Below are 19,916 nucleotides of genomic sequence, written 5' to 3'. Positions count from 1 at the left end.
CCCTATTGCCGCATGATCCTGGCGAACAACCGGTTTCCACTGGTCTCGATCATGCTCTAAAGCACGTCGCGCTTCATGCGCGGCGTGCATAGGCTTGTCTCAATTCCCGTCTTGACCTCTGCGCGGCGCGGCATAAAAGATGCGTTTGCAACCTGCGGGCGTTAGCCCTGCAGGTGCCGCCCGGCCCCAGCGTGTTTTCCCAGTTCCTTTGTCTCCCGCGTTCGTCTTGAAACGCGGGCAGCTTTCCCCTTCCCGATGTCCCAGTCGGGGTTTTGGAAGTTCTTTCCATGAAATCCGCCTTTGCCCGCAATGCCATCGTTCTTGGCATGCTCTCGGCCATCGGGCCGTTCGCCATCGACATGTATCTGCCGGCTTTCCCCGTCATCGCGCGCGAATTGCACGCCGATGTCGGCGCCGTGCAGATGAGCCTCACCAGCTTTTTCCTGGCAGTGGCGATCTGCCAGCTCATCTATGGCCCTGTCTCCGACCGCGTCGGCCGCAAACCCCCGCTTTATTTCGGCCTGGTGCTTTTCATCGTCGGCGGGATCGGGTGCAGCTTCGCGCAAAGCGCCGGCACGCTCATCGCGTTCCGGTTCCTGCAGGGCGTCGGCGCCTGCGCCACCATGGTCATCACCCGCGCGGTCATTCGCGATCTGCATACCGGCGCCGAAGCGGCGCGGTTGATCGCGACGAGCATGCTGGTGCTGAGCGTCTCGCCGATTCTCGCCCCTCTCGCCGGAAGCGCGCTGACCGAGTTCTTCAGCTGGCGCATCATTTTCTGGGCCATCGTCGGTATCGGGCTCGCCGGTCTCGTCATCGTGGCGAGCCTTCTGCCCGAGACGCGAAAGCCGGGGACGATCACCGGTGGCATCGGCCATGTGCTGCGAACCTATCGCGACCTTTTCAAAGACCGGCATTTCCTTGGCCTGGTTTTCATGGGCGGGTTGGGCCAAGCGAGCTTCTTTGCCTATCTCGCGGGTTCATCCGTCGTGTTCATCGAGCATTTCGGGCTCTCGCCCTCGCGTTACAGCCTGGTCTTCGCCGCGAATGCGATCGCATTTATCGGAGGCGCTCAGTTCAACAGCACGCTCATGCGCCGCTTCGGCGCGGAGCGGGTCGTGCGCGCGGCCCTTGCCGCGTTCGCTTCGCTGACGACCCTTTTGTGCGTGATTACCCTTGCCGGCGTCGACAACGCCTATGTGCTCTGGGGGCTTCTGTTCGTCGCCTTCGGATCCCTTGGCTTGGTCATCCCGTCCACGGCGGTCCTGGCGCTGGAGTCGCATGGGCCGGTCGCGGGAACAGCGTCGGCTTTGATGGGTACACTGCAACTCGGCACCGGCGCGACCGTGATCGTGCTGGTCAGCGCCTTCTTCGATGGCACCTCGCGGTCGATGGTGCTGGCTATCGCGGCCTGCGGGCTGACGGCGTTTGCGTTGAGCCGCAAGGTGCTCAGACCGCGCACCTATCCATGAGCCGGCTTATCGCGTCTTGACCATGATCCAATCGCGGAAGGACCGCACCAGCGGTGCTTCCGCCTTGGGCTCCGGATAGACGAGATAATAGGCCCCACCGCTCAACAGGCTTTGGGGGAAGAGAATTTCGAGCCGCCCCGAGGCCAACTCGTCAGCGATCAGGAAATGGGGGATCAGCGCCGCGCCTAAACCCGCCACGGCGGCGGCCGCTACCATGGCGAATTGCTCGAACCGAGGTCCGCGCAACGGGTTGCCGACGTCCACATTCGCGCCGGCAAACCATTCCGCCCAGGCGGTCGGGCGGGTGCTTTGCTGCAGAAGCGTGGCGCGGATCAGATCCTGCGGCGCGGCGATTTTCTCCTGTTTCCGGTAGGTCGGGCTGCAGACGGGCACGACCTCCTCGTCCATCAGATGCTCGCAGACGGCTCCGGGCCAATGTGGCTGGCCGAAATGGATGGCCGCATCGAAGGGCTCCGCCCCGAAGTCGAATGGCACCAGGCGCACGCCGAAATTCACCGTCACGTCGGGATGCTGTGCGAAAAATTCCGGCATGCGCGGAATGAGCCAGCGGGTGCCGAAGGTCGGCAGGACGGCGAGGTTCAAGACACCACGGGTGCCGGAGAGGGCGATGGCCTGATGGGTCGCGTCCGACAGGCCAGACAGCGTTTTTCGCACATTGGCCGCATACATGCGCCCGACGTCGGTCAGCATGACCCTTTGGCGCGAGCGGCTGAACAGGGACACGCCTAGCGATTCCTCGAGCTGCTGGATCTGGCGCGAGACAGCACTTTGGGTCAGATTCAGCTCCTCGGCGGCGCGGGAGACGCTGCCGTGGCGGGCCGTCGCCTCAAAAGCGAGGAGATTGCCGACATTGGGGAGAAAGCCGCGACGAAGCACAAGTTCATTCCATTTGAGAATAACCTGCTTCGAAGATGTCGCTTTACAACCGCCCTGTCCAGCGCGACTTTGCGGCCCAAATTCACGAGAGGTAGGCAGCGCCGACGGAAGCCCCGGAAGCGTTGTGGAAAAAGGAATTTCATCATGGCTGGCGCGCATAAGGATCTGGCGAAACTGCACTGGGAAGACCCGCTTCTGCTCGACGATCTCTTGACCGACGACGAGCGCATGATCCGCGATACGGCGCGGGCCTATGCGCAAGAAAAGCTCCAGCCGCGCGTGATCGAGGCCTACCGCGAGGAAAAAACCGACCGCGCCATCTTCAACGAGATGGGCGAGCTTGGGCTCCTGGGTGTGACGCTGCCGGAGGACTACGGCTGCGCGGGCGCGTCTTATGTCGCCTACGGCCTGGTGGCGCGCGAGGTCGAGCGGGTCGATTCCGGCTACCGCTCCATGATGAGCGTGCAATCCTCCCTCGTGATGTACCCCATCTACGCCTACGGCACCGAGGAGCAGCGCAAGAAGTACCTGCCGAAGCTGGCCTCGGGCGAGTTCGTCGGCTGCTTCGGCCTGACCGAGCCGGATGCCGGTTCTGACCCCGGCGGCATGACGACCCGCGCCGAAAAGATCGACGGCGGCTATCGCCTGACCGGCACCAAGATGTGGATCTCCAACTCCCCCATCGCGGACGTGTTCGTGGTGTGGGCGAAGTCAGCGGCGCACAACAACGAGATTCGCGGCTTCATCCTCGACAAGGGCCTGAAGGGCCTCTCCGCACCGAAGATCGGCGGCAAGCTTTCACTTCGCGCCTCGATCACCGGCGAGATCGTCATGGACGGCGTCGAGGTGCCGGAAGACGCACTTCTCCCGAACGTGTCGGGCCTCAAAGGCCCCTTCGGCTGCCTCAACCGGGCCCGCTACGGCATCTCCTGGGGCGCCATGGGCGCGGCGGAGGATTGCTGGCACCGGGCGCGCCAATACACCCTCGACCGCAAGCAGTTCGGCAAGCCGCTGGCGCAGACGCAGCTGGTGCAGAAGAAGCTCGCCGACATGATGACCGAAATCACGCTCGGCCTTCACGCTTCTTTACGCGTCGGCCGTCTCTTCGACGAAGGAAAGCTTGCGCCGGAGATGATCTCGTTGGTCAAGCGCAACAACTGCGGCAAGGCCCTCGACATCGCTCGCCAAGCCCGCGACATGCACGGCGGCAACGGCATCCAGGAAGAATACCACGTGATGCGCCACGCGCAGAACCTGGAGACGGTCAATACCTATGAGGGAACGCACGATGTGCACGCCCTCATCCTGGGTCGCGCGCAGACCGGGTTGCAGGCGTTCTTCTAAGATAGGCGGACCAAGTGATGACGAAGCCGCTTGAGGGCCTCAAAGTCCTCGAACTCGCGCGCATTCTGGCCGGCCCCTGGGTCGGTCAGTTGCTCGCCGATCTCGGCGCGGATGTAGTGAAGGTCGAGCGGCCCGGTGCGGGGGATGATACCCGTGGTTGGGGCCCACCCTTCATCGAAGGCGCGGATGGCGGCGATCTCTCGGCGGCTTATTTCCATTCCTGCAACCGGGGCAAACGCTCCATCGCGGTCGATTTCGAAACGCCGGAAGGGCAGGAGCTTGTCCGCAAGCTTGCGGCCCACGCGGACGTGGTGATCGAGAACTTCAAGGTCGGCGGCTTGAAGAAATACGGGCTCGATTACGAGAGCCTGAAAGCGGTCAATCCGCGCCTCGTCTATTGCTCGATCACGGGTTTTGGCCAGAACGGGCCTTATGCGACCCGCGCGGGCTACGACTTCATGATCCAGGGCATGGGCGGGATCATGGATCTGACCGGCGACCCGGAAGGCGAGCCGCAGAAGATCGGCGTCGCCTATGTGGACATCTTTACCGGAGTCTATTCCGTGGTCGGCGTGCTGGCGGCTCTCCGCCGCCGCGACGAGACGGGCGAGGGCGCGCATCTCGACATGGCGCTGCTCGACGTACAGACGAGCGTGCTCGCCAATCAGGCCATGAACTATCTGGCCTCCGGCAAATCACCACGCCGCATGGGCAACGCCCATCCCAACATCGTGCCGTATCAGGTCTTCCCCGTTGCCGACGGACACGTGATTGTCGCCGTGGGCAATGACGGGCAATTTGCCCGCTTCGTCTCCGTGCTCGAGCGGCCCGAACTGGCGCAGGACGAGCGCTTCAAGACCAATGCCAGCCGCGTTCGCCACCGTCCCGAGCTGGTGCCCATTCTCACCGAACTGACCCTCAAGACGACGCGCGATGCGTTGCTCTCCGCGCTTGAGGCACAGGGCGTTCCGGCCGGACCGATCAACACGGTGGCGGATGTGTTCGCCGATCAGCACGTCATCGCGCGCGGCATGAAGATCGATCTTCCCACACCGACTGCGAAGGGGGGAGCAATCCCCTCCGTGCGGTCGCCCATCGTGCTCGATGGTCAACCCATGGCGGCGAGCCGCCCTTCGCCCCGTTTGGGCGAGCATACGGATGAGGTTTTGAGCGATCCGTCCTGGATCGCGTGAGGCCAAGAACGCCTATTCGGCGATGCCCTTGTTCAGCAAGCGGCCGATGGATGCAACGATCCGTTCCCGGTCCTGTTCCGAGAACGGGCTGAGATCGTGGATTTCAAAGTTGCTGAGGCCTTCGACCGCGAGCCATGCCAACAGGGAGGCGTCGAGATCGTCTGAAGTCTCCTTCAGCCTCTCCAGCGTTTCCTTGATGATCTGACGAACAGGCTCTAGAAGTCGCGGGTTTTCCGACGAGGCCGCCAACAGCCCATTGGCGATCTCTCTCATGTTTCCGCAGCGCATATTGAGCATCGTCGCCGTGCACAGGCGGGCCTCAAGATTCGGGCCGGGTGCCGTCTGCCCTCGAAGAGCCTCCTTCTCGGCAGATACTTCGTCGATCATGCGCTGAATCATGCCCTGCAGCAGCGCGTCCTTGGAGGGGAAGTTGTAGAGAAGGCCGCCCTTGCTGAGGCCGGCACGTTCGGCGACCGCGTCGAGAGTCAGGCGTCCCGACCCGATCTCGCTGACAAGCTCGGCAGCTGCATCGAGAATCTTTTCTCGGGAATTTTTTCGACCCCGAACGCATCCGAACATGAGCTACTCTTGCACTTTACCGTCCAGACGGTATATAAACGCCGCCGCTGGCTTGGCGTCAAGGACCCATTGAGCTAAGGCCAAGCCTCCACGAACATGTAGCGGTCCGGCCGATCCGGACTGCGGAATATCGGAAAAAGCCCATGAAACGGCGCATCGTAGTCTCTATTGTCTTCTTGCTGGCACTCCTGCTTTGCGCCGGGTTGATTGGGTTTAACTTTTTCCGCGACCAAAAGATCAAGGAATTCTTCGCGGGCATGCAACCGCCGCCGCAGGTGGTTTCCGCTGCCAAGGTTGAGGCGAAGACCTGGAGCCCCGGCATTCGCGCTCTCGGAACGGCCAAGGCCGCCAATGGCGTGGAGCTCGCGGTCGAGGCGGCGGGCATCGTCAAGCAGGTCAACTTCAAGCCGAACCAGCGCATCGAGCAGGATGCGCTTCTGGTGCAGATCGACGACTCCATCGATCGCGCCGACTTGCAGGACGTGGGCGCAGCGGTGAAGCTTGGCGAAGCCAGCTTCGATCGCGCCAAGACCCTGACGGCCCGTGGCTACGGCACGGAAGCCTCCTACGACGAAGTCGTCGCGAGGCTGGCGACGGCTCGCTCGCGGCAATCGCGTATTCAGGCGGTCATCAATCAGAAGGCCTTGAAAGCCCCGTTCTCGGGCGTGATCGGTATTCCGCGCGTCGATGTCGGACAATATGTGCAGCCGGGCACGGTGGTTGCGACCTTCCAGGATCTCCAGTCGATGAAAGTCGACTTCACGATCCCTGAGCAGGTTGCAAGCAACATCAAGCTCGGTCAGCAAGTTCGGCTGGGCGTGACCGAGGGCAACTTCATCTTCTCAGGTCACGTCGTCGGCAAGGATCCGCGCGTCGATCCCAAGACACGGCTGGTGTCGGTTCAGGCCATCGTCGAAGAGAACAAGGATGGCGCGATCCTTCCGGGTCAGTTCCTCCACGTCGAAGCGATTCTGCCGCCCGAGCCCAATGTCATCACCGTGCCGCAGACGGCCGTGATCACCAGCCTCTATGGCGATTACGTCTACACGATCGAGCAGGAAGAGAAGGCCGGCAAGCAGGTTGACGTCGTCAAGCAGGTCTTCGTGAAGACGGGTCGCCGTCGCGGCGGCGTGGTTGAAATTCTGTCCGGCATCACACCCGGCCAGCAGGTCGTCGCCTCTGGTCAGAACAAGCTGCAGGCCGGTGCGACCGTGAAGATCAACAACACTATCGATGTGACGAAGTTCGACGCGACGAAGTTCGCGAACGGCCAATAGGCATAGAGCCATGAGTTTCACAGAGCTGTTCATTCGCCGCCCCGTCCTGTCGATGGTGGTGAGCCTCCTGATCCTGCTGCTTGGTGCGCAGGGTCTGATGAGCCTTCAGGTACGTCAGTACCCGGAGGTCGAGGAAACCACGATCACCATCACGACGGCCTATACCGGCGCCAGCGCCGACCTGATGCAGGGCTTCATCAGCACGCCGATCGCCAAGTCGGTGTCGAGCGCCGAAGGCGTCGACTACGTGACCTCGCAAAGCCGTCTCGGCCTCAGCACGGTTTCCGTGCGCATGCGGCTGAACACCGATCCGAACGCCGCGCTGACCGAAGTCACGGCCAAGGTGCAGCAGGTGCGAGCACAGTTGCCGAAGGACGCCGATGATCCGGTCATCGTCAAGGGCACCGGCCAGACCTTCGCCTTGATGTATCTGACCTTCGCCAGTTCGGAGATGAACCCCGAGCAGGTGTCGGAGTTCCTGACCCGCGTGGTGCAGCCCCGCTTCGCCACTCTCGAGGGCGTGGGCGCCGCCGACATTCTCGGCGGTCGCGATTTCTCCATGCGCGTCTGGATCGACCCCGTTCGCCTCGCGGCTCGCGCGGTCACGGCGGGCGATGTTGTGGCGGCGATCCGCAGCAGCAACTTCCTCGCTGCGCCCGGCAAGACGCAGAACGAGTACGTGGCCTACGCGCTCGAAATGCAGACCACGTTCCAGACGCCGGAAACGTTCGGCACGCTGCCGATCCGCTCCAACGGCGATCAGGTCGTGCGCCTGCGCGACGTCGCGGATGTGGCGCTGGGGCCTAAGAGCACGGACGTCAAGGTCAGCTTCAACGGCAAGGAAGGCACCTTCATCGGCATCACGCCGACGCCGGCTGCCAACCCGTTGACGGTGGCGGCTGCCGTGACGAAAGCCATCGATCAGATCCGGCCGACCCTGCCGAAAGGCATGACGGTGCAGATCGTCTACGACGCGTCGAACTTCATCTCGGCCTCGATTGAAGAAGTGTTCAAGACCATCGGCGAGGCGGCGCTCATCGTCGTCGTCGTGATCCTGCTCTTCCTGGGGTCCTTCCGTTCGGTGCTGATCCCCATCGTGACGATTCCCCTCTCGCTCGTCGGCGTGTGCTTCGTGCTGTTCGCGTTGGGTTATTCGATCAACCTTTTGACGCTTCTCGCGATGGTGCTCGCCATCGGCCTCGTGGTCGATGACGCCATCGTGGTGCTGGAGAATATCCACCGCCACATCGAAGAGGGTCTGAAACCGGTCGATGCGGCCGTTGTCGGCATGAAGGAGATCTTCGTGCCAATCGTCTCGATGACGATCACGCTGGCGGCGGTGTATGCGCCGATCGGATTCACGCAGGGCCTGACCGGCACGCTGTTCCGTGAGTTCGCTTTCACGCTCGCAGGTTCCGTCATCATCTCCGGCATCATCGCCGTGACGCTCTCGCCCATGATGTCGTCGAAGCTTCTGAAGCCCCATGCACATGGTGGCCAGAAAGGTTTCGCGGGCTTCGTGGACCGCGCGTTCACGCGCCTGGAAAACTGGTACTCTCGGAGACTTTCCGGTTCGCTCGACTATCGGCCGGTGACGCTTATCATCGTCATCGCGCTGCTGGGGACGACCGCGTTCATGTTCACCAAGACCTCGTCCGAGTTGGCGCCGGAAGAAGATCAAGGCGCGTATCTTGGTCTCGTCAACGCTCCGCAATACGCCACGGCCGACTATACCCAGACCTTCTCGTCCCAGTTCACGGGCGCTGCCGAGAAGATCCCCGAGATCGACGATTCCTTCCTGATCGTCGGTATTGACGGCGGCGGCGGCGGCTTTGTCGGCTTCAAGCTCAAGGAATGGAGCGAGCGTCAGAAAAAGGGTCCTGTCACCAAGCAGGAAATTCAGAAGCTTTTGAACGAGAATGCCGGTGTGCAGGCTTTCGTCTTCGCGCCGCCATCCCTGCCGGGCGCGGGCGGCGGTCTGCCGATCCAATATGTGCTGCGTACGATCGGCGACCCCGCTCAGGCCTACGAAGTGGCTGAACAGGTCAAGCAGAAGGCTATGAAATCCGGCAAGTTCATCGTCGTCCAGAACTCGGTCTCCTATCAGACGCCGCGCGCGCGCATCGTCGTCGACCGCGACAGGGCGGCAGCCCTCGGGGTTCCGGTCAGCGAGATCGGCAACACGCTCGGTGCTCTCGTGGGTGGCGCTCCGATCTCGAAGTTCGATCGCGATAACCGGAGCTATGACGTCGTCAGCCAGGTGCGCCAGGCGGACCGTCTGAACCCCGAGCGTCTGGGCGAGTACTATGTGCGCGCCGCCGACGGTTCGATGGTGCCGATTTCCGCTCTCGTGAGCATCGCGACCGATGCGGCGCCGGCGGCCATCGAGCAGTTCAACCAGCTGAACGCGGCTACGCTCTCCGCGCTGCCGATGCCGGGTGTCACGACGGCGGATGGCCTGCAGACCCTGCGCGCCATCGCGAAGGACATCATGCCTCAGGGCTTCTATGAGGATTACGCCGGTCAGTCGCGACTGGAGGTTCAGGAGGGGAGCTCGATCGCGCTCGCCTTCGGTCTCGCCATCATCGTGATCTACCTCGTCCTTGCCGCCCAGTTCGAGAGCTTCCGCGACCCGTTCATCATCATGATGTCGGTGCCGCTCTCGATGTTCGGCGCCATGATCTTCCTGAATCTCGGTCTTGCGACACTCAACATCTACACGGAAGTCGGGCTGATCACTCTTGTCGGGTTGATCACCAAGCACGGCATTCTGATGGTGGAATTCGCCAACGAGTTGAAGGAAAAGCGTGGCGTTAAGAAGCGTGAGGCGATTCAGGAAGCGGCTCGCGTCCGTCTTCGTCCCATCCTCATGACCACCGCGGCTATGGTGCTCGGCGTCGCGCCGCTGCTCTATGCCAGCGGCGCAGGTGCCGCGGCCCGGTTCTCCATGGGCATCGTGATTGCCTCCGGCATGTCGATCGGAACGATCTTCACCCTCTTCGTGGTGCCGATGTTCTACACCTACATCTCGCGGGAAACCGAACGGGCCAAGCACGCGGCGGAAGCGCCCACGCCGCACCGGGCTCTCGCAGCCGAGTAAAGAAAAAGGCCGGGCAAAATGCCCGGCCTTTTTAATTCTGATACCGGGAGCGCCGCCTGCCGCCGCTCCCGAAACTCTCGCCAGCTTAGCGGGCGATCTCGCCTTCGACTTCGATGAACGGCGACAGGGCCCTGAAGCCTGCCTGTTCGGCAGCCTTCCTGACGGCTTCCGCGACCTCGGCCGAGTGCACTTCCACGGTCTGGCCGGTCTTGGTGCAAACGAACATGACCTTCATCGCGTTCACTTCCGGCTGGCCGTGAGACACGATGTAGGAGTTCTGCGTAGCAAGCCGGTGAACCAGGCCCGCATCACGCAGGAAGTCCAGCGCGCGGTAGATCGTGACCGGGGCCAGCCGCTTCTTGTCGCTGCTCAGCCGGTCGACGAGATCATAGGCACCCACCGGGCCGCCGCTCTGAACGAGTTCGCGATAAACGCGCTCGCGGATCGGCGTGAGGCGTAAGTTGTTCTCGCGGCACAAATCATCCGCACGGCGGAGGAGGATATCCTCCTCGTCTTTTTTGAGGGCTCGGGCGCTCATGAACCTCGCTCCTGTAATTCCGAAACCTACCCGTTTATATAGGTAAAGCTTGACTTGCACAATGTGGTATCGTTGCAATTTGTGCTTGCACTTGTGCAGATGAATGAGATGGAACGCGCTCACCTATTTGTGAGGCTTCAGCTAGGGTCGGAACCCTTTAGGACCATAGGAAAAAAGGATGAGACGGCGTCCGAGCCGGGAAGACTTTACCTTGCGCAAGCCTCGCAAAGCCCCCTGACCTCGACGGTCACCTTCTTCGGGCTGAAAGCGTGCGTATCGCTCCAGTGGGTCAGGCGTTCGCTGATTTGTGAGTCGGAGAATTCCCTGACCGTCCCGCACTCCTCACAGATCGCGAAGGCGGCCATGTCATGGTCGTGGGAATGTTTGCAGGTCACATAGGCGTTGAGGCTTTCCAGCCTGTGGGCCAGACCTTTCTCAATCAGCTTGTCGAGTGAACGATAGACCGTTGGCGGCGTGACCGCGCCCTTGGCCCGCATCCGGTCCAGCACCTCATAGGCCGAGAGCGGATTCTGGGCTGTCGCCAAAATCCGGTGAACGCGTTTCTGGGTCTCGTTCAACTCGTCCAGGGCATGATTGTGATGCGTCGGGGCCATCGGAAAATTCACCAGCTGTCGCTCGTATATAGTACTTTATACGCGAATTGCGATGAGCGCGTTCAAGGCCTTTGGTGACTGAACATTGCGAGACAGGCAAGCGCTGTACCCATATCGATTGTGAAAAGCGCAAGCGTGGACCGCGCTGCTGCGGGCGTACAATGCCAAAGCTGTTTGAATTGCCGGATTCCGATTATACGATTCAGGCACCTCCCTTACGCGTGAGTCCATGACAACCATTTCCGTTGCCGTCGCAGGCCAAGCCCTCCTCCACGGCGCAATCGATCTTGCTGCGTCGGAAGCGGCGGCCGTTCGCGGAATCCTGCAACAGGCGGATGCGGCCTTCGTCAATCTTGAAGCTACGCTCGAGACCGCAGGGGCCTGGCCGACCAAGACCAAGACGCTGCATCTGACGAATGCCGATGGCATCGCGTCGCTCAAGGCGCTCGGGTTCGACGCGCTGGCCCATGCCAACAACCACGCTTTCGACCTCGGCCCTCCGGGCATCGCGCGAACGCGATCCGTGGTCGAGAGTTCAGGTCTTCTTTTCACCGGTAGCGGGATGAGCAGACAACAGGCCGCAAAGCCTGCGTTCATTCGAACGGCCGCCGGCGTGGTCGCCGTTCTCGCGGTCGATCTCGGACCACAACCAGACATCGTCTATGCGTCAGTGGATCGCGCTGGAATCAATCCGCTTCGCATGCGCCGAAAAGTCTCGGTCCCAAGCGCGGAACATGAGGTTTTGCGCCGGCTCGTCTCGAGGCTCGGAGACGACAAGCGCGAGGCGGCGCGGGCCGCGGTCGGGTATCGTATTGATCGACCCGACCAGGCCCAGCGCCTCGAGGTCTTCGGAACCGAGGTGATCGAGGGTCTCGAGGTGGGGAGCCGCTTCGAGGCTGATCCCGACGATCTCACCGCCTTTGACGCGGCTCTCGCAGACGCCCGTTCCGAGGCCACTATCGTCGCCGTCGCGATCCACAATCACCATTGGGACCCGAACTGGAAGCAGATGCCTGCCTGGGTCATGGACATGTCGCGGCTGTTGATCGACCGCGGGGCCGATCTGATTGTCGGAACGGGTGCCCCCGTGCTCCAGGGGATCGGCTTCCACCGGGGCAAGCCCATTCTGGCGGGCCTTGGCAATCTCATTTTCCACACGCGCCGAAGCGAAACCTATGATCGCCAGGGCGTCGATGTGTGGACCGGCGCGGTCTGCCGTTGCGTGTTCGGTGCGACCGGCGACGGCACCGCGAGGGTGGAAGTCCTGCCGGTCGCGGTCGGTCGGCCGCCACGAAATGCGATGGACGCCGCGCCCGCGCCGATCCCTCTCGAAAAGCCGGCCGCGCAGCGCGTCTTTGACGCCATGACGGCAGATTTGTCCGAGGAGGATCGTGCGCGGGTCGTGCTGATCGAAAAGACGTCCTTTTAGTCCGCGCTTGCGAGGGGTCGTAGGGATTTGATGAGCGACGGCTCGGCCACCGGCAGGATCATCCGTGACGGGCGCGCCGCGTCGACGAACACACTGTTCCGGGCGACTTTACGTGTCCGCCCCATGCCTTCGGGATCGCCCGTATTCGGGTTCACGTCGAATTTCGGGAAGTTGGACGAGGAAATATCCACCCGGATGCGATGCCCCTTGGCGAAAAGGTTCGCGGTCGCAAAAGGCTCGATCGTGATCTTGAAAGCCTCTCCAGGCGCGAGCGGCTCCGGATGCTCCCAGGATTTGCGGTAGCGGCAACGGAAAATGCCGTCGGTCACGATCATCGAATAGCCGGTCGGATAGTCCTCCGACGGCGGATAGACATCGATCAGTTTCGCGGTGAAGTCGGTGTCGAGCGCGTCCGACGAGACCCAGAGCTCAACATTGATCGGGCCGACGACAGCGACGTCACGCTCAAGCGGCGCTGTCTCGAAGGACAACACATCGCGCCGTGCGGACAGCGGCAGACCGGGCTGACGGCAGCCGAAGAATTGCGGAGCTTCGCGCTGATCGAACGCGCCGCCTTCAAAGACCGGCTGACCGCTGGTGAGCGCGCCGCCGATGGTCGGCACCGGATCTGACGGGTCGAAGTCGTAGCTGAGCGGCACCGCGTCCGCCTTGGGCAATTCCTCCGAGAGGCGACCGTCGCGGTGCAGATAGAAGGCTTGATCCCTGGCTTCCGGCAGCGGCCAGCGCGAGGTTTCGATCCAACGACCGCCGTGATCGAGGCGGCCGGCCTCGGTCTTTCGGCCCGTGCCGCCACCCATGAGGAACAGGCGCACCGGCGGCTCGGCCTCGACCTTGTTGTCGATGTCTTTCAGCCAGCGGTCGAACCAGCGGCGGCGGAATTCGAGCCATGTGGGCGTGACATTTCCGGCGATGGTGGCCTGGGGACCGAACTCCGCGTCGCCCGAGCGCGTGGTGTTGCGGTTGCCATGCAGCCACGGACCCATGATGAGGGAAAGCGGACGCTTTCCGCCGCGGGAAAAGCCTTCGTAATTGTCGAAGGTCGTCCGCACATAGGCGTCGTACCAGCTCGACATCAGCGCGATCGGAACCTCGGGGAAGGTATCGTAGGACCCTTCCGCATAGATGCCGACCTTTTTCCAGAAATCGCCGAACGCGCCCTGACGCCATTGCTCGAGGACATAGCTCTCGTATTCCGGCACCCACCGCACGGGCGAGCGCCCTTCCGACCAGGGCATGACCGAAAACCAGGCCTTGATGTCCTCCCCTTCGAGCGCCTCGCGCACGAGCGGATCGGCCATGGCTTCCGGGCTTTCCTTGGCGTTGTTGTAGGCCCAGGTGAGCTGCTTCAACTCGAAAGCGCCGCCTTGGCGAATGCCGGTTCGGTACGCGCTCGAGAAGCCACCGGAATCCATCACCATGCAGGCAAGGCCGGGCGGGTTGAGGCAGGCAAGCGCCGCTTGCGTATGCGCCGCATAGGACAAGCCGGTTGTCCCGATGCGCCCATTGCACCACGGTTGTTCGACGATCCAGGCGCAGGTGTCGTAGCCGTCCGGTCCTTCCGAGAGGTACTTCGTGAACTCTCCCTCCGAATTGTAGCGGCCGCGACAATCCTGATAGATCATCACATAGCCTGCGCGCACGAAATGCGAGGCGACTTCCGTGCGCGTCATGGGCTGGCTCATGCCCGGTTCGATTTCCGAGCGTGAGCGCTGCGTTTTGCCGTACGGCGTCCGTTCCATGATCACCGGCAATGGCCCCTCGACGGGACGCCCGCCGACCGCTGGTCGGTAGACGTCCGTGGCGAGACAAATGCCGTCACGCATCCGAACCATCACGTTGCGATGAACGATGATGTCGTCCGCGATAATCTCGATCTCCGGAGAGGCGGAATGGTCCATGGAGCGAAGCGCCTGGGAGGTCATTGAGCAATTCCTGCGAGCGTTGCCATCAGGTCTTCGCCGCGATTGGCGGTGTAGGTGATGTTCTCCTTGGAAGCCCAGTAGACCTTGGGCCAGAAGAGCGGCACGAAGCCCACATCATCCACGCCGATCTTGGTCGCCTGCTTGAGCAACGCAATGCGCTTCTCCAGGTCGAACTCCGCCAACGCTTCCTTCATCTTGGCGTCGAACGCGGGGTTGGAGTAGCGCGTGCGGTTGAACGAACCCGTGCCGGCATCCTTGTCCGGCGTCATCAGCAGGTTCTTCAGGCTCGTCGCCGAAGTCGGCGTCGTGTTGCCGAGCGAGAAGATGAAGGCGCTGAACGACTGCTTGCCGGCCGCCGAGGCGTAGACGTTGTAAGGCTGCGCCACGACGCCGTTCACCTTCAGGCCGCCTTGCGCGAACATCTGCCCGATGGCCTGCGCGCTCGCCGCGTCACCGGCGAAACGGTCATTCGAGGTGTGGATGGTGATGCCAAACCCTTGAGGGTATCCGGCCTCCGCGAGGAGCTTCTTCGCGCCCGCCACATCCTGCGCCAGGGGCTTCAGTTCCGGATCGGACCCGCCGACGCCAACGGGGACCAGCTGGCCGGCCGCATCGCCCGCGCCGTCAAGCAGACGATCCACGATCAGCCGGCGGTTGATCAGCTTGGAGAGAGCAACGCGAACGCGCTGGTCTTTCAGCGGGTTCGGATTGAGCGCCTTTCCATCCGCGCCCACAATGAAGGGGGTTTCATCGCGGCTGGCATCGAGGGCGAGATAAATGACGCGTGCGGAGGCGATGGAGGCAAGCTTGATGCCCTTGGTCTTTTCCAGCGTCCTCACGTCGTTCGGCGGCACTGCGTCGATGAGATCGACGGAGCCGGACCGCAGGGCTGCCACGCGCGCCGCGTCGTTGGCGATGAACTTGATCGTGACGTTCTCGAAAGCCGGCTTCTTGCCCCAGAACTTGTCGTTGCGAACGAGCGTGACGTGATCGCCCGGCACCCATTCCTTCACCTTGTAAGCGCCCGTTCCGACGGCGGCGGAGCCGTTGTTGAAGGCCTCGATGGTCTTGCCTTCGGCGAGCTTCTTCTGGACGACGTAGACGAGGCCGACCTGCTCGATGAAGTCCGGCGTCGGACCCTTGGTCTTGAATTCGATGGTCAGCGGATCGACCACGGTCATGCTGGCGATGGTGCCGACATTGCCGGTGAAAGGAGCCGGGCTGTTGGGAATGTCCTTCACGCGGGTGAGCGAGTAGATCACGTCTTCCGGCGTCAGCGGGCTGCCGTCCTGGAAGGTAACGCCCGCGCGCAGCTTGATGCGCCAGGTGGTCGGATCGACATTCGTCCACGACTCGGCAAGCGCGGGCTTCACTTGAAGGTTCGGATCCGGCTCGATCAGGCGGTCGAAGATCTGCGCCGCGATGTTCTGGTTGTTGCCGGTGCGCGAGAAATGCGGATCGAGCGCGGAAGGCTCGGTGGAGCTGCCGATGATGAGGTCGGCGGCGTTTGCCGGGGCGAAGCCCAGCAGGGCCGCGACCGATACTGTGAGCGCAAGCCCCTTGAGAGCGGCGGTCGATGTCATGGTATTCTCCTTCTGGATCAGAGCGCGGCTAATTTTGCTTTGGGGCTTGCCGCTTGGGTGTCGTTGAGGTGGCAGGCGCTGATATGGCCCGGTGCGATTTCACGCAGTTTCGGAGCTTGCTGCCGGCACCGCTCGAAGGCGTGCGGACAGCGCGGATGGAAATGGCAGCCGCTCGGCGGATGGAGCGGCGAAGGGATCTCACCCTTGATGGGTGAGAAGTTGCGCCGCCGATGGGCGATGGTCGGCACCTCTTCCAGGAGCGCAATCGTATAGGGATGGTTCGGCTGCGCGAAGAAAGCGTCTGCCGGCGCGCTCTCGACGATGCGCCCGAGATACATGATTGCGACCCGGTCGCTGATATGCTTCACCACACCGAGATCGTGGCTGATGAAGAGATAGGTCAGCCCAAGATCGCGTTTCAGTTCCATGAACAGATTGATGATCTGGGCCTGGATCGACACGTCGAGCGCCGCGACGGATTCATCGCAGACAATGAATTGCGGCTTGACGGCAAGCGCCCGTGCAATGCCGATCCGCTGCCGCTGACCGCCCGAGAACTGATGCGGGTAACGGTTGCGATAGGAAGGATCGAGCCCGACGCGCTCCATCAGGGCCGCCACATAGGCATCCTTCCCCGCACGCGGTACGAGGCCATGCGCGACGGGCGCCTCACCGATGATGTCGATGATCCGCTTGCGCGGATTGAGCGATGACATCGGATCCTGAAAAATCATCTGCGCCGACAGGCGCGCCTTATGGGCCGCGGCCGGATCGAGCTTTCGCCGATCCTGCCCCTGCCACAAAACCTCGCCGTCGCTCTGCGGATTAATGCCCGCGAGCACGCGCCCAAGGGTGGACTTGCCGCATCCGGATTCGCCGACAAGGCCGACGACCTCGCCCGGCATGATCTTGAGATCCACATGATCGACGGCGTGAACTGTCTGCGCCTGGAGATCCACGCCGAACAGACGGGCCAGACGTTCGGCGTAATCAAGCTCGCGCGTGAATCGCTTGGAGACCTGAACGGCTTCGACGAGCGGGGTCATGCGGCCCTCCGCGCTTGGGGATGGAAACAGCGCCAGGCGACGTTGCCGGCGGCATCGAGCGGCGGCTCGATCTCGCAGGCGGCGGTCGCGAAGGTGCAACGTTGGCGGAATGCGCAGCCGGTCGGGCGATGAAGAGGCGAGGGCGCCATGCCGGGGATCGCCTTCAACTCGGAACCACGCGGCATGTTGGCGGGTACTGATTGCATCAACCCGATGGTGTAGGGATGCGTCGGGTTGTCGAGAATGTCGTCGGTCGGCCCGATTTCGACGATGCGGCCCGCGTACATCACGGCAATGCGGTGCGCCAATCCGGCGACGACGCCCAGGTCGTGGCTGATCCACACGAGCGCCATGCCCAGTTCCTTCGTCAGAGTCTGGATCTGGGCCAGGATCTGCGACTGGATCGTCACATCGAGGGCGGTTGTCGGCTCGTCGGCGATGATGAGGTCTGGTCGGTGCAGCAACGCAATGGCAATCGCCACGCGTTGGCGCATGCCGCCGGAGAATTGATGCGGATAGGATGCCAGCCGTTCCTCGGGAAAAGGGATGCCGACCATTCCGAGCGTGTCGCGCGCCCGCGCCCGCGCTTCCTTCCGGCTGACCTTTTCGTGCGCCTGCACCGTCTCGACCATCTGCGTCTCGATGCTGAGCACCGGATTGAGGGTCATCATCGGGTCCTGGAAGATCATGGCGATCTTCCGTCCACGCAAGGAGCGCATTTCGTGCGGAGGCAGGCCCACGATGTCCTGCCCCTGGAACAGGATGCGCCCGCCCGCAATGCGTCCGGGCGGATCGACGAGGCCGAGGATCGAGAAGCCGGTGATGGACTTGCCCGAGCCGGATTCGCCGACGAGGCCCAGAACCTCGCCGCGGCCCACCTCGAAGCTCACGCCGTCGACGGCTTTGACCACGCCCTTCCCGGTGAAGAAATGCGTCTGGAGATTTTCGATCTTGAGGGTCGGTTGTGTCATGGCACGGCCCTTTAGCGCTGCAGCCGCGGGTTCAACACCTCGCGCAGGCGGTCGCCGACGATGTTGATGCTGAAGACGACGGCGACGAGCAGGAGGCCCGGATAAACGCTGATCCAGTATTGTCCGGACATGAGCACGCTGTAACCGTTGGAGATCAAAAGCCCGAGCGAGGGTTCGGTGATCGGCAGGCCGATGCCGAGGAAGCTCAAAGTCGCTTCCGCCGAAATCGCATTCGCCACCTGCAGGGTCGCGATGACGATGAGCGGCGGCAGGCAGTTCGGCAGAAGGTGGCCGAAGAGAATGCGCGTCTTGCTCAAGTCGAGGCAGGTGGCAGCCTCGACATATTCCTTGCTCTTCTCGACAAGCGCCGCGCCACGCACCGCGCGGGCGAAAAGCGCCCATTGCACGAGAACGAGCGCCACCATCACTTTGCCCAGGCCTTGCCCGATCAGCGCGAGCAACATCAGGGCGACGAGGATGGTCGGGAACCCGAGCATCAGATCGACGAGCCGCATGATCAACGTGTCGATCCGGCCGCCGAAATAGGCAGCGATCAAGCCAAGAGTCGTGCCGACCCCGAGTGCAACGATGCCGCTGACGAGACCGACCGCGAGGCTCGTGCGCAGGCCGTAGATCATGGCCGAGAGCATGTCGCGGCCCTGCCCGTCGGTTCCGAGCCAGTAGGTGCCCCCGCTCATGCTCTCCGATCCCGGCGGCAGCTTGGCGTCCATGATGCTGATCTGCATCAGGTCGTAGGGGTTCTGGGGCGCGAACCACGGGCCGAAGGCGGCAATGAGAAACAGCAGGATGCAGGCGATTCCTGCGACCGTCGCTTTCGGGCTCTTGAGGATGCCGTCGAGAGCGCGGGCGACAAGACTATCCTCGCCGAGCTTGCGAAACGTCAGAGCGGTCATGATGCGCTCCCGATGCGAATGCGAGGATCGAGGAGGGAGTAGAGAATATCGACGACGAAATTGATGACGATGAACAAGGTCACGACGACGAGAAGATAAGCCACTACCACTGGGCGATCGAGGCGCATGATCGAGTCGATCAGGAGCTTGCCCATGCCAGGCCACGCGAAGATCGTCTCGGTCACGATCGCGAAGGCGATGATGCCTCCGAATTCCACGCCGACCACCGTGACGATGGGGATCATGATGTTCTTGAGCACATGCACGGAGACGATGCGGCGCTCGGAAAGGCCCTTCGCGCGGGCGAATTTCACGAAGTCGAGCGGCATTGTTTCGCGCACGCCGCTGCGGGTGAGGCGGATGACGAGAGAAATCTTGAACAGGGCGAGATTGAACGCCGGCAGGATGAGATGCGAGAGCCCAGACCATGTGGTGAGGCTGGTGCGGATGCCGAGGAAGGTGCCGAGTTCTCCGCGCCCGGTGGAAGGCAGCCAGCCGAGCCAGACCGAAAAGATCATGATGAGCATCATGCCTTGCCAGAAATTCGGCAGGCTGAAGCCGAGGATCGAACCCGTCATGACGGTCTCATCGAGGGCGGTGTTCGGCCGCAGGCCGGACCAGAGGCCGAGGGGAATGCCGATGACGAGAGACAAAAAGAGCGCGACGAAGGCCAACTCCAGCGTTGCCGGCATCCGGTTCAGGATCAGGTCGATGGAAGGCTGGTTGAACACGAAGGATCGGCCGAGATCGCCATGCAGGGCGTTCCAGAGAAACGTGCCATATTGTTCCGGAAGCGAACGATCGAGGCCGAGAGAGCGGATCGCTTGCTCCCGCTCGGCGAAGGTCGCATCAGGCGCGATCAGAATATCGATGGGATTGCCGATGGCGTAGACGCCGGCAAAGACGATCACGGAGGTGATCAGGAGGATCAGAAGGCTTTGGGACAATCGGCGGATGACGAAGACGGTCATAGGCCAAATTCCTGGTCATGGCGCATCATCGGCGGCGGCTCTCCC

The 19,916-nt window shown here is 62.5% G+C and carries 16 protein-coding genes; 6 read left to right on the top strand and 10 right to left on the bottom strand.

The genetic code is table 11. From position 1 onward, the window contains the following. Positions 1-287 precede the first annotated feature (287 nt). Positions 288-1,472 carry a multidrug effflux MFS transporter gene (locus I2H38_RS17585; RefSeq protein ID WP_196273178.1) on the top strand — a complete coding sequence of 395 codons (1,185 nt, stop codon included), beginning with the start codon at positions 288-290 and terminating at the stop codon, positions 1,470-1,472. Positions 1,473-1,478: 6 nt separating this feature from the next. On the opposite strand, the gene I2H38_RS17580 is transcribed toward I2H38_RS17585, so the two are convergent. Continuing rightward, positions 1,479-2,369 (bottom strand): LysR family transcriptional regulator, encoded by an 891-nt coding sequence (locus I2H38_RS17580; RefSeq protein ID WP_324617426.1) that lies wholly within the window; start codon positions 2,367-2,369, stop codon positions 1,479-1,481. A gap of 144 nt (positions 2,370-2,513) precedes the next feature. On the opposite strand from I2H38_RS17580, the gene I2H38_RS17575 reads away from it, so the two are divergent. Together I2H38_RS17575 and I2H38_RS17570 are read left to right on the top strand one after the other, a co-directional pair. Further along, positions 2,514-3,713 (top strand): acyl-CoA dehydrogenase, encoded by a 1,200-nt coding sequence (locus I2H38_RS17575; protein WP_196273176.1) that lies wholly within the window; start codon positions 2,514-2,516, stop codon positions 3,711-3,713. Positions 3,714-3,730: 17 nt separating this feature from the next. Continuing rightward, positions 3,731-4,906, top strand: a complete 1,176-nt coding sequence (locus I2H38_RS17570; RefSeq protein ID WP_196273175.1) for a CaiB/BaiF CoA transferase family protein — start codon at positions 3,731-3,733, stop codon at positions 4,904-4,906. A gap of 12 nt (positions 4,907-4,918) precedes the next feature. Here the strand turns inward: I2H38_RS17570 and I2H38_RS17565 are convergent, their stop codons facing one another. Then, positions 4,919-5,485 carry a TetR/AcrR family transcriptional regulator gene (locus I2H38_RS17565; RefSeq protein ID WP_196273174.1) on the bottom strand — a complete coding sequence of 189 codons (567 nt, stop codon included), beginning with the start codon at positions 5,483-5,485 and terminating at the stop codon, positions 4,919-4,921. A gap of 143 nt (positions 5,486-5,628) precedes the next feature. Between I2H38_RS17565 and I2H38_RS17560 the strand changes: the two genes are divergently transcribed. Further along, a complete protein-coding gene (locus I2H38_RS17560) occupies positions 5,629-6,762 on the top strand; it encodes an efflux RND transporter periplasmic adaptor subunit (protein ID WP_196273173.1) in 1,134 nt (377 codons plus the stop codon). 10 nt (positions 6,763-6,772) lie between these two features. Then, entirely contained in the window at positions 6,773-9,862 is a 3,090-nt protein-coding gene (locus I2H38_RS17555; RefSeq protein WP_196273172.1) for an efflux RND transporter permease subunit, read from the top strand. Positions 9,863-9,947: 85 nt separating this feature from the next. On the opposite strand, the gene I2H38_RS17550 is transcribed toward I2H38_RS17555, so the two are convergent. Together I2H38_RS17550 and I2H38_RS17545 are read right to left on the bottom strand one after the other, a co-directional pair. Continuing rightward, positions 9,948-10,400: a Fur family transcriptional regulator gene (locus tag I2H38_RS17550; protein ID WP_196273171.1), complete on the bottom strand. Its 453-nt coding sequence runs from the start codon at positions 10,398-10,400 to the stop codon at positions 9,948-9,950. A gap of 206 nt (positions 10,401-10,606) precedes the next feature. Continuing rightward, the gene (locus I2H38_RS17545) at positions 10,607-11,014 is read right to left on the bottom strand and encodes a Fur family transcriptional regulator (protein WP_196273170.1); all 408 of its coding nucleotides are present in this window, start codon (positions 11,012-11,014) and stop codon (positions 10,607-10,609) included. Between the two features lie 229 nt (positions 11,015-11,243). On the opposite strand from I2H38_RS17545, the gene I2H38_RS17540 reads away from it, so the two are divergent. After that, positions 11,244-12,443 carry a CapA family protein gene (locus I2H38_RS17540; protein WP_196273169.1) on the top strand — a complete coding sequence of 400 codons (1,200 nt, stop codon included), beginning with the start codon at positions 11,244-11,246 and terminating at the stop codon, positions 12,441-12,443. Here I2H38_RS17540 and I2H38_RS17535 read toward each other — a convergent pair. From I2H38_RS17535 to I2H38_RS17510, 6 genes are read right to left on the bottom strand one after another with little or no spacing between them, the layout of a single operon-like run. Then, positions 12,440-14,386 carry a CocE/NonD family hydrolase gene (locus tag I2H38_RS17535; RefSeq protein ID WP_229426773.1) on the bottom strand — a complete coding sequence of 649 codons (1,947 nt, stop codon included), beginning with the start codon at positions 14,384-14,386 and terminating at the stop codon, positions 12,440-12,442. The two genes, I2H38_RS17540 and I2H38_RS17535, sit on opposite strands and share 4 nt — an antisense overlap. Then, positions 14,383-15,969: an ABC transporter substrate-binding protein gene (locus I2H38_RS17530; protein ID WP_196273168.1), complete on the bottom strand. Its 1,587-nt coding sequence runs from the start codon at positions 15,967-15,969 to the stop codon at positions 14,383-14,385. The genes I2H38_RS17535 and I2H38_RS17530 overlap by 4 nt, the downstream gene beginning before the upstream one ends. A gap of 17 nt (positions 15,970-15,986) precedes the next feature. Next, positions 15,987-17,015, bottom strand: coding sequence for an ABC transporter ATP-binding protein (locus I2H38_RS17525; RefSeq protein WP_196273167.1), 1,029 nt, complete (start codon positions 17,013-17,015; stop codon positions 15,987-15,989). Then, positions 17,012-17,986, bottom strand: coding sequence for an ABC transporter ATP-binding protein (locus I2H38_RS17520; RefSeq protein WP_196273166.1), 975 nt, complete (start codon positions 17,984-17,986; stop codon positions 17,012-17,014). The genes I2H38_RS17525 and I2H38_RS17520 overlap by 4 nt, the downstream gene beginning before the upstream one ends. A gap of 11 nt (positions 17,987-17,997) precedes the next feature. Next, on the bottom strand, positions 17,998-18,900 hold the full coding sequence (locus I2H38_RS17515) for an ABC transporter permease (RefSeq protein WP_196273165.1): 903 nt from the start codon (positions 18,898-18,900) through the stop codon (positions 17,998-18,000). Beyond that, a complete protein-coding gene (locus tag I2H38_RS17510) occupies positions 18,897-19,871 on the bottom strand; it encodes an ABC transporter permease (RefSeq protein ID WP_196273164.1) in 975 nt (324 codons plus the stop codon). Before I2H38_RS17510 ends, I2H38_RS17515 begins: the two co-directional genes overlap by 4 nt. Positions 19,872-19,916: the final 45 nt, after the last annotated feature.

It is taken from the genome of Microvirga alba (assembly GCF_015694465.1).
Lineage (GTDB): Bacteria > Pseudomonadota > Alphaproteobacteria > Rhizobiales > Beijerinckiaceae > Microvirga > Microvirga alba.
The sequence above is the reverse complement of the archived record's forward strand: the minus strand, read 5'-3'. Positions and strand labels throughout refer to the sequence as shown.

Coding starts and splice junctions, on each gene's coding strand:
- I2H38_RS17515 (WP_196273165.1), bottom strand. CDS start 18,900: ATGACCGCTCTGACGTTTCGCAAGCTCGGCGAGGATAGTCTTGTCGCC.
- I2H38_RS17510 (WP_196273164.1), bottom strand. CDS start 19,871: ATGACCGTCTTCGTCATCCGCCGATTGTCCCAAAGCCTTCTGATCCTC.
- I2H38_RS17570 (WP_196273175.1), top strand. CDS start 3,731: ATGACGAAGCCGCTTGAGGGCCTCAAAGTCCTCGAACTCGCGCGCATT.
- I2H38_RS17555 (WP_196273172.1), top strand. CDS start 6,773: ATGAGTTTCACAGAGCTGTTCATTCGCCGCCCCGTCCTGTCGATGGTG.
- I2H38_RS17565 (WP_196273174.1), bottom strand. CDS start 5,485: ATGTTCGGATGCGTTCGGGGTCGAAAAAATTCCCGAGAAAAGATTCTC.
- I2H38_RS17535 (WP_229426773.1), bottom strand. CDS start 14,386: ATGACCTCCCAGGCGCTTCGCTCCATGGACCATTCCGCCTCTCCGGAG.
- I2H38_RS17540 (WP_196273169.1), top strand. CDS start 11,244: ATGACAACCATTTCCGTTGCCGTCGCAGGCCAAGCCCTCCTCCACGGC.
- I2H38_RS17525 (WP_196273167.1), bottom strand. CDS start 17,015: ATGACCCCGCTCGTCGAAGCCGTTCAGGTCTCCAAGCGATTCACGCGC.
- I2H38_RS17520 (WP_196273166.1), bottom strand. CDS start 17,986: ATGACACAACCGACCCTCAAGATCGAAAATCTCCAGACGCATTTCTTC.
- I2H38_RS17545 (WP_196273170.1), bottom strand. CDS start 11,014: ATGGCCCCGACGCATCACAATCATGCCCTGGACGAGTTGAACGAGACC.
- I2H38_RS17550 (WP_196273171.1), bottom strand. CDS start 10,400: ATGAGCGCCCGAGCCCTCAAAAAAGACGAGGAGGATATCCTCCTCCGC.
- I2H38_RS17530 (WP_196273168.1), bottom strand. CDS start 15,969: ATGACATCGACCGCCGCTCTCAAGGGGCTTGCGCTCACAGTATCGGTC.
- I2H38_RS17560 (WP_196273173.1), top strand. CDS start 5,629: ATGAAACGGCGCATCGTAGTCTCTATTGTCTTCTTGCTGGCACTCCTG.
- I2H38_RS17585 (WP_196273178.1), top strand. CDS start 288: ATGAAATCCGCCTTTGCCCGCAATGCCATCGTTCTTGGCATGCTCTCG.
- I2H38_RS17575 (WP_196273176.1), top strand. CDS start 2,514: ATGGCTGGCGCGCATAAGGATCTGGCGAAACTGCACTGGGAAGACCCG.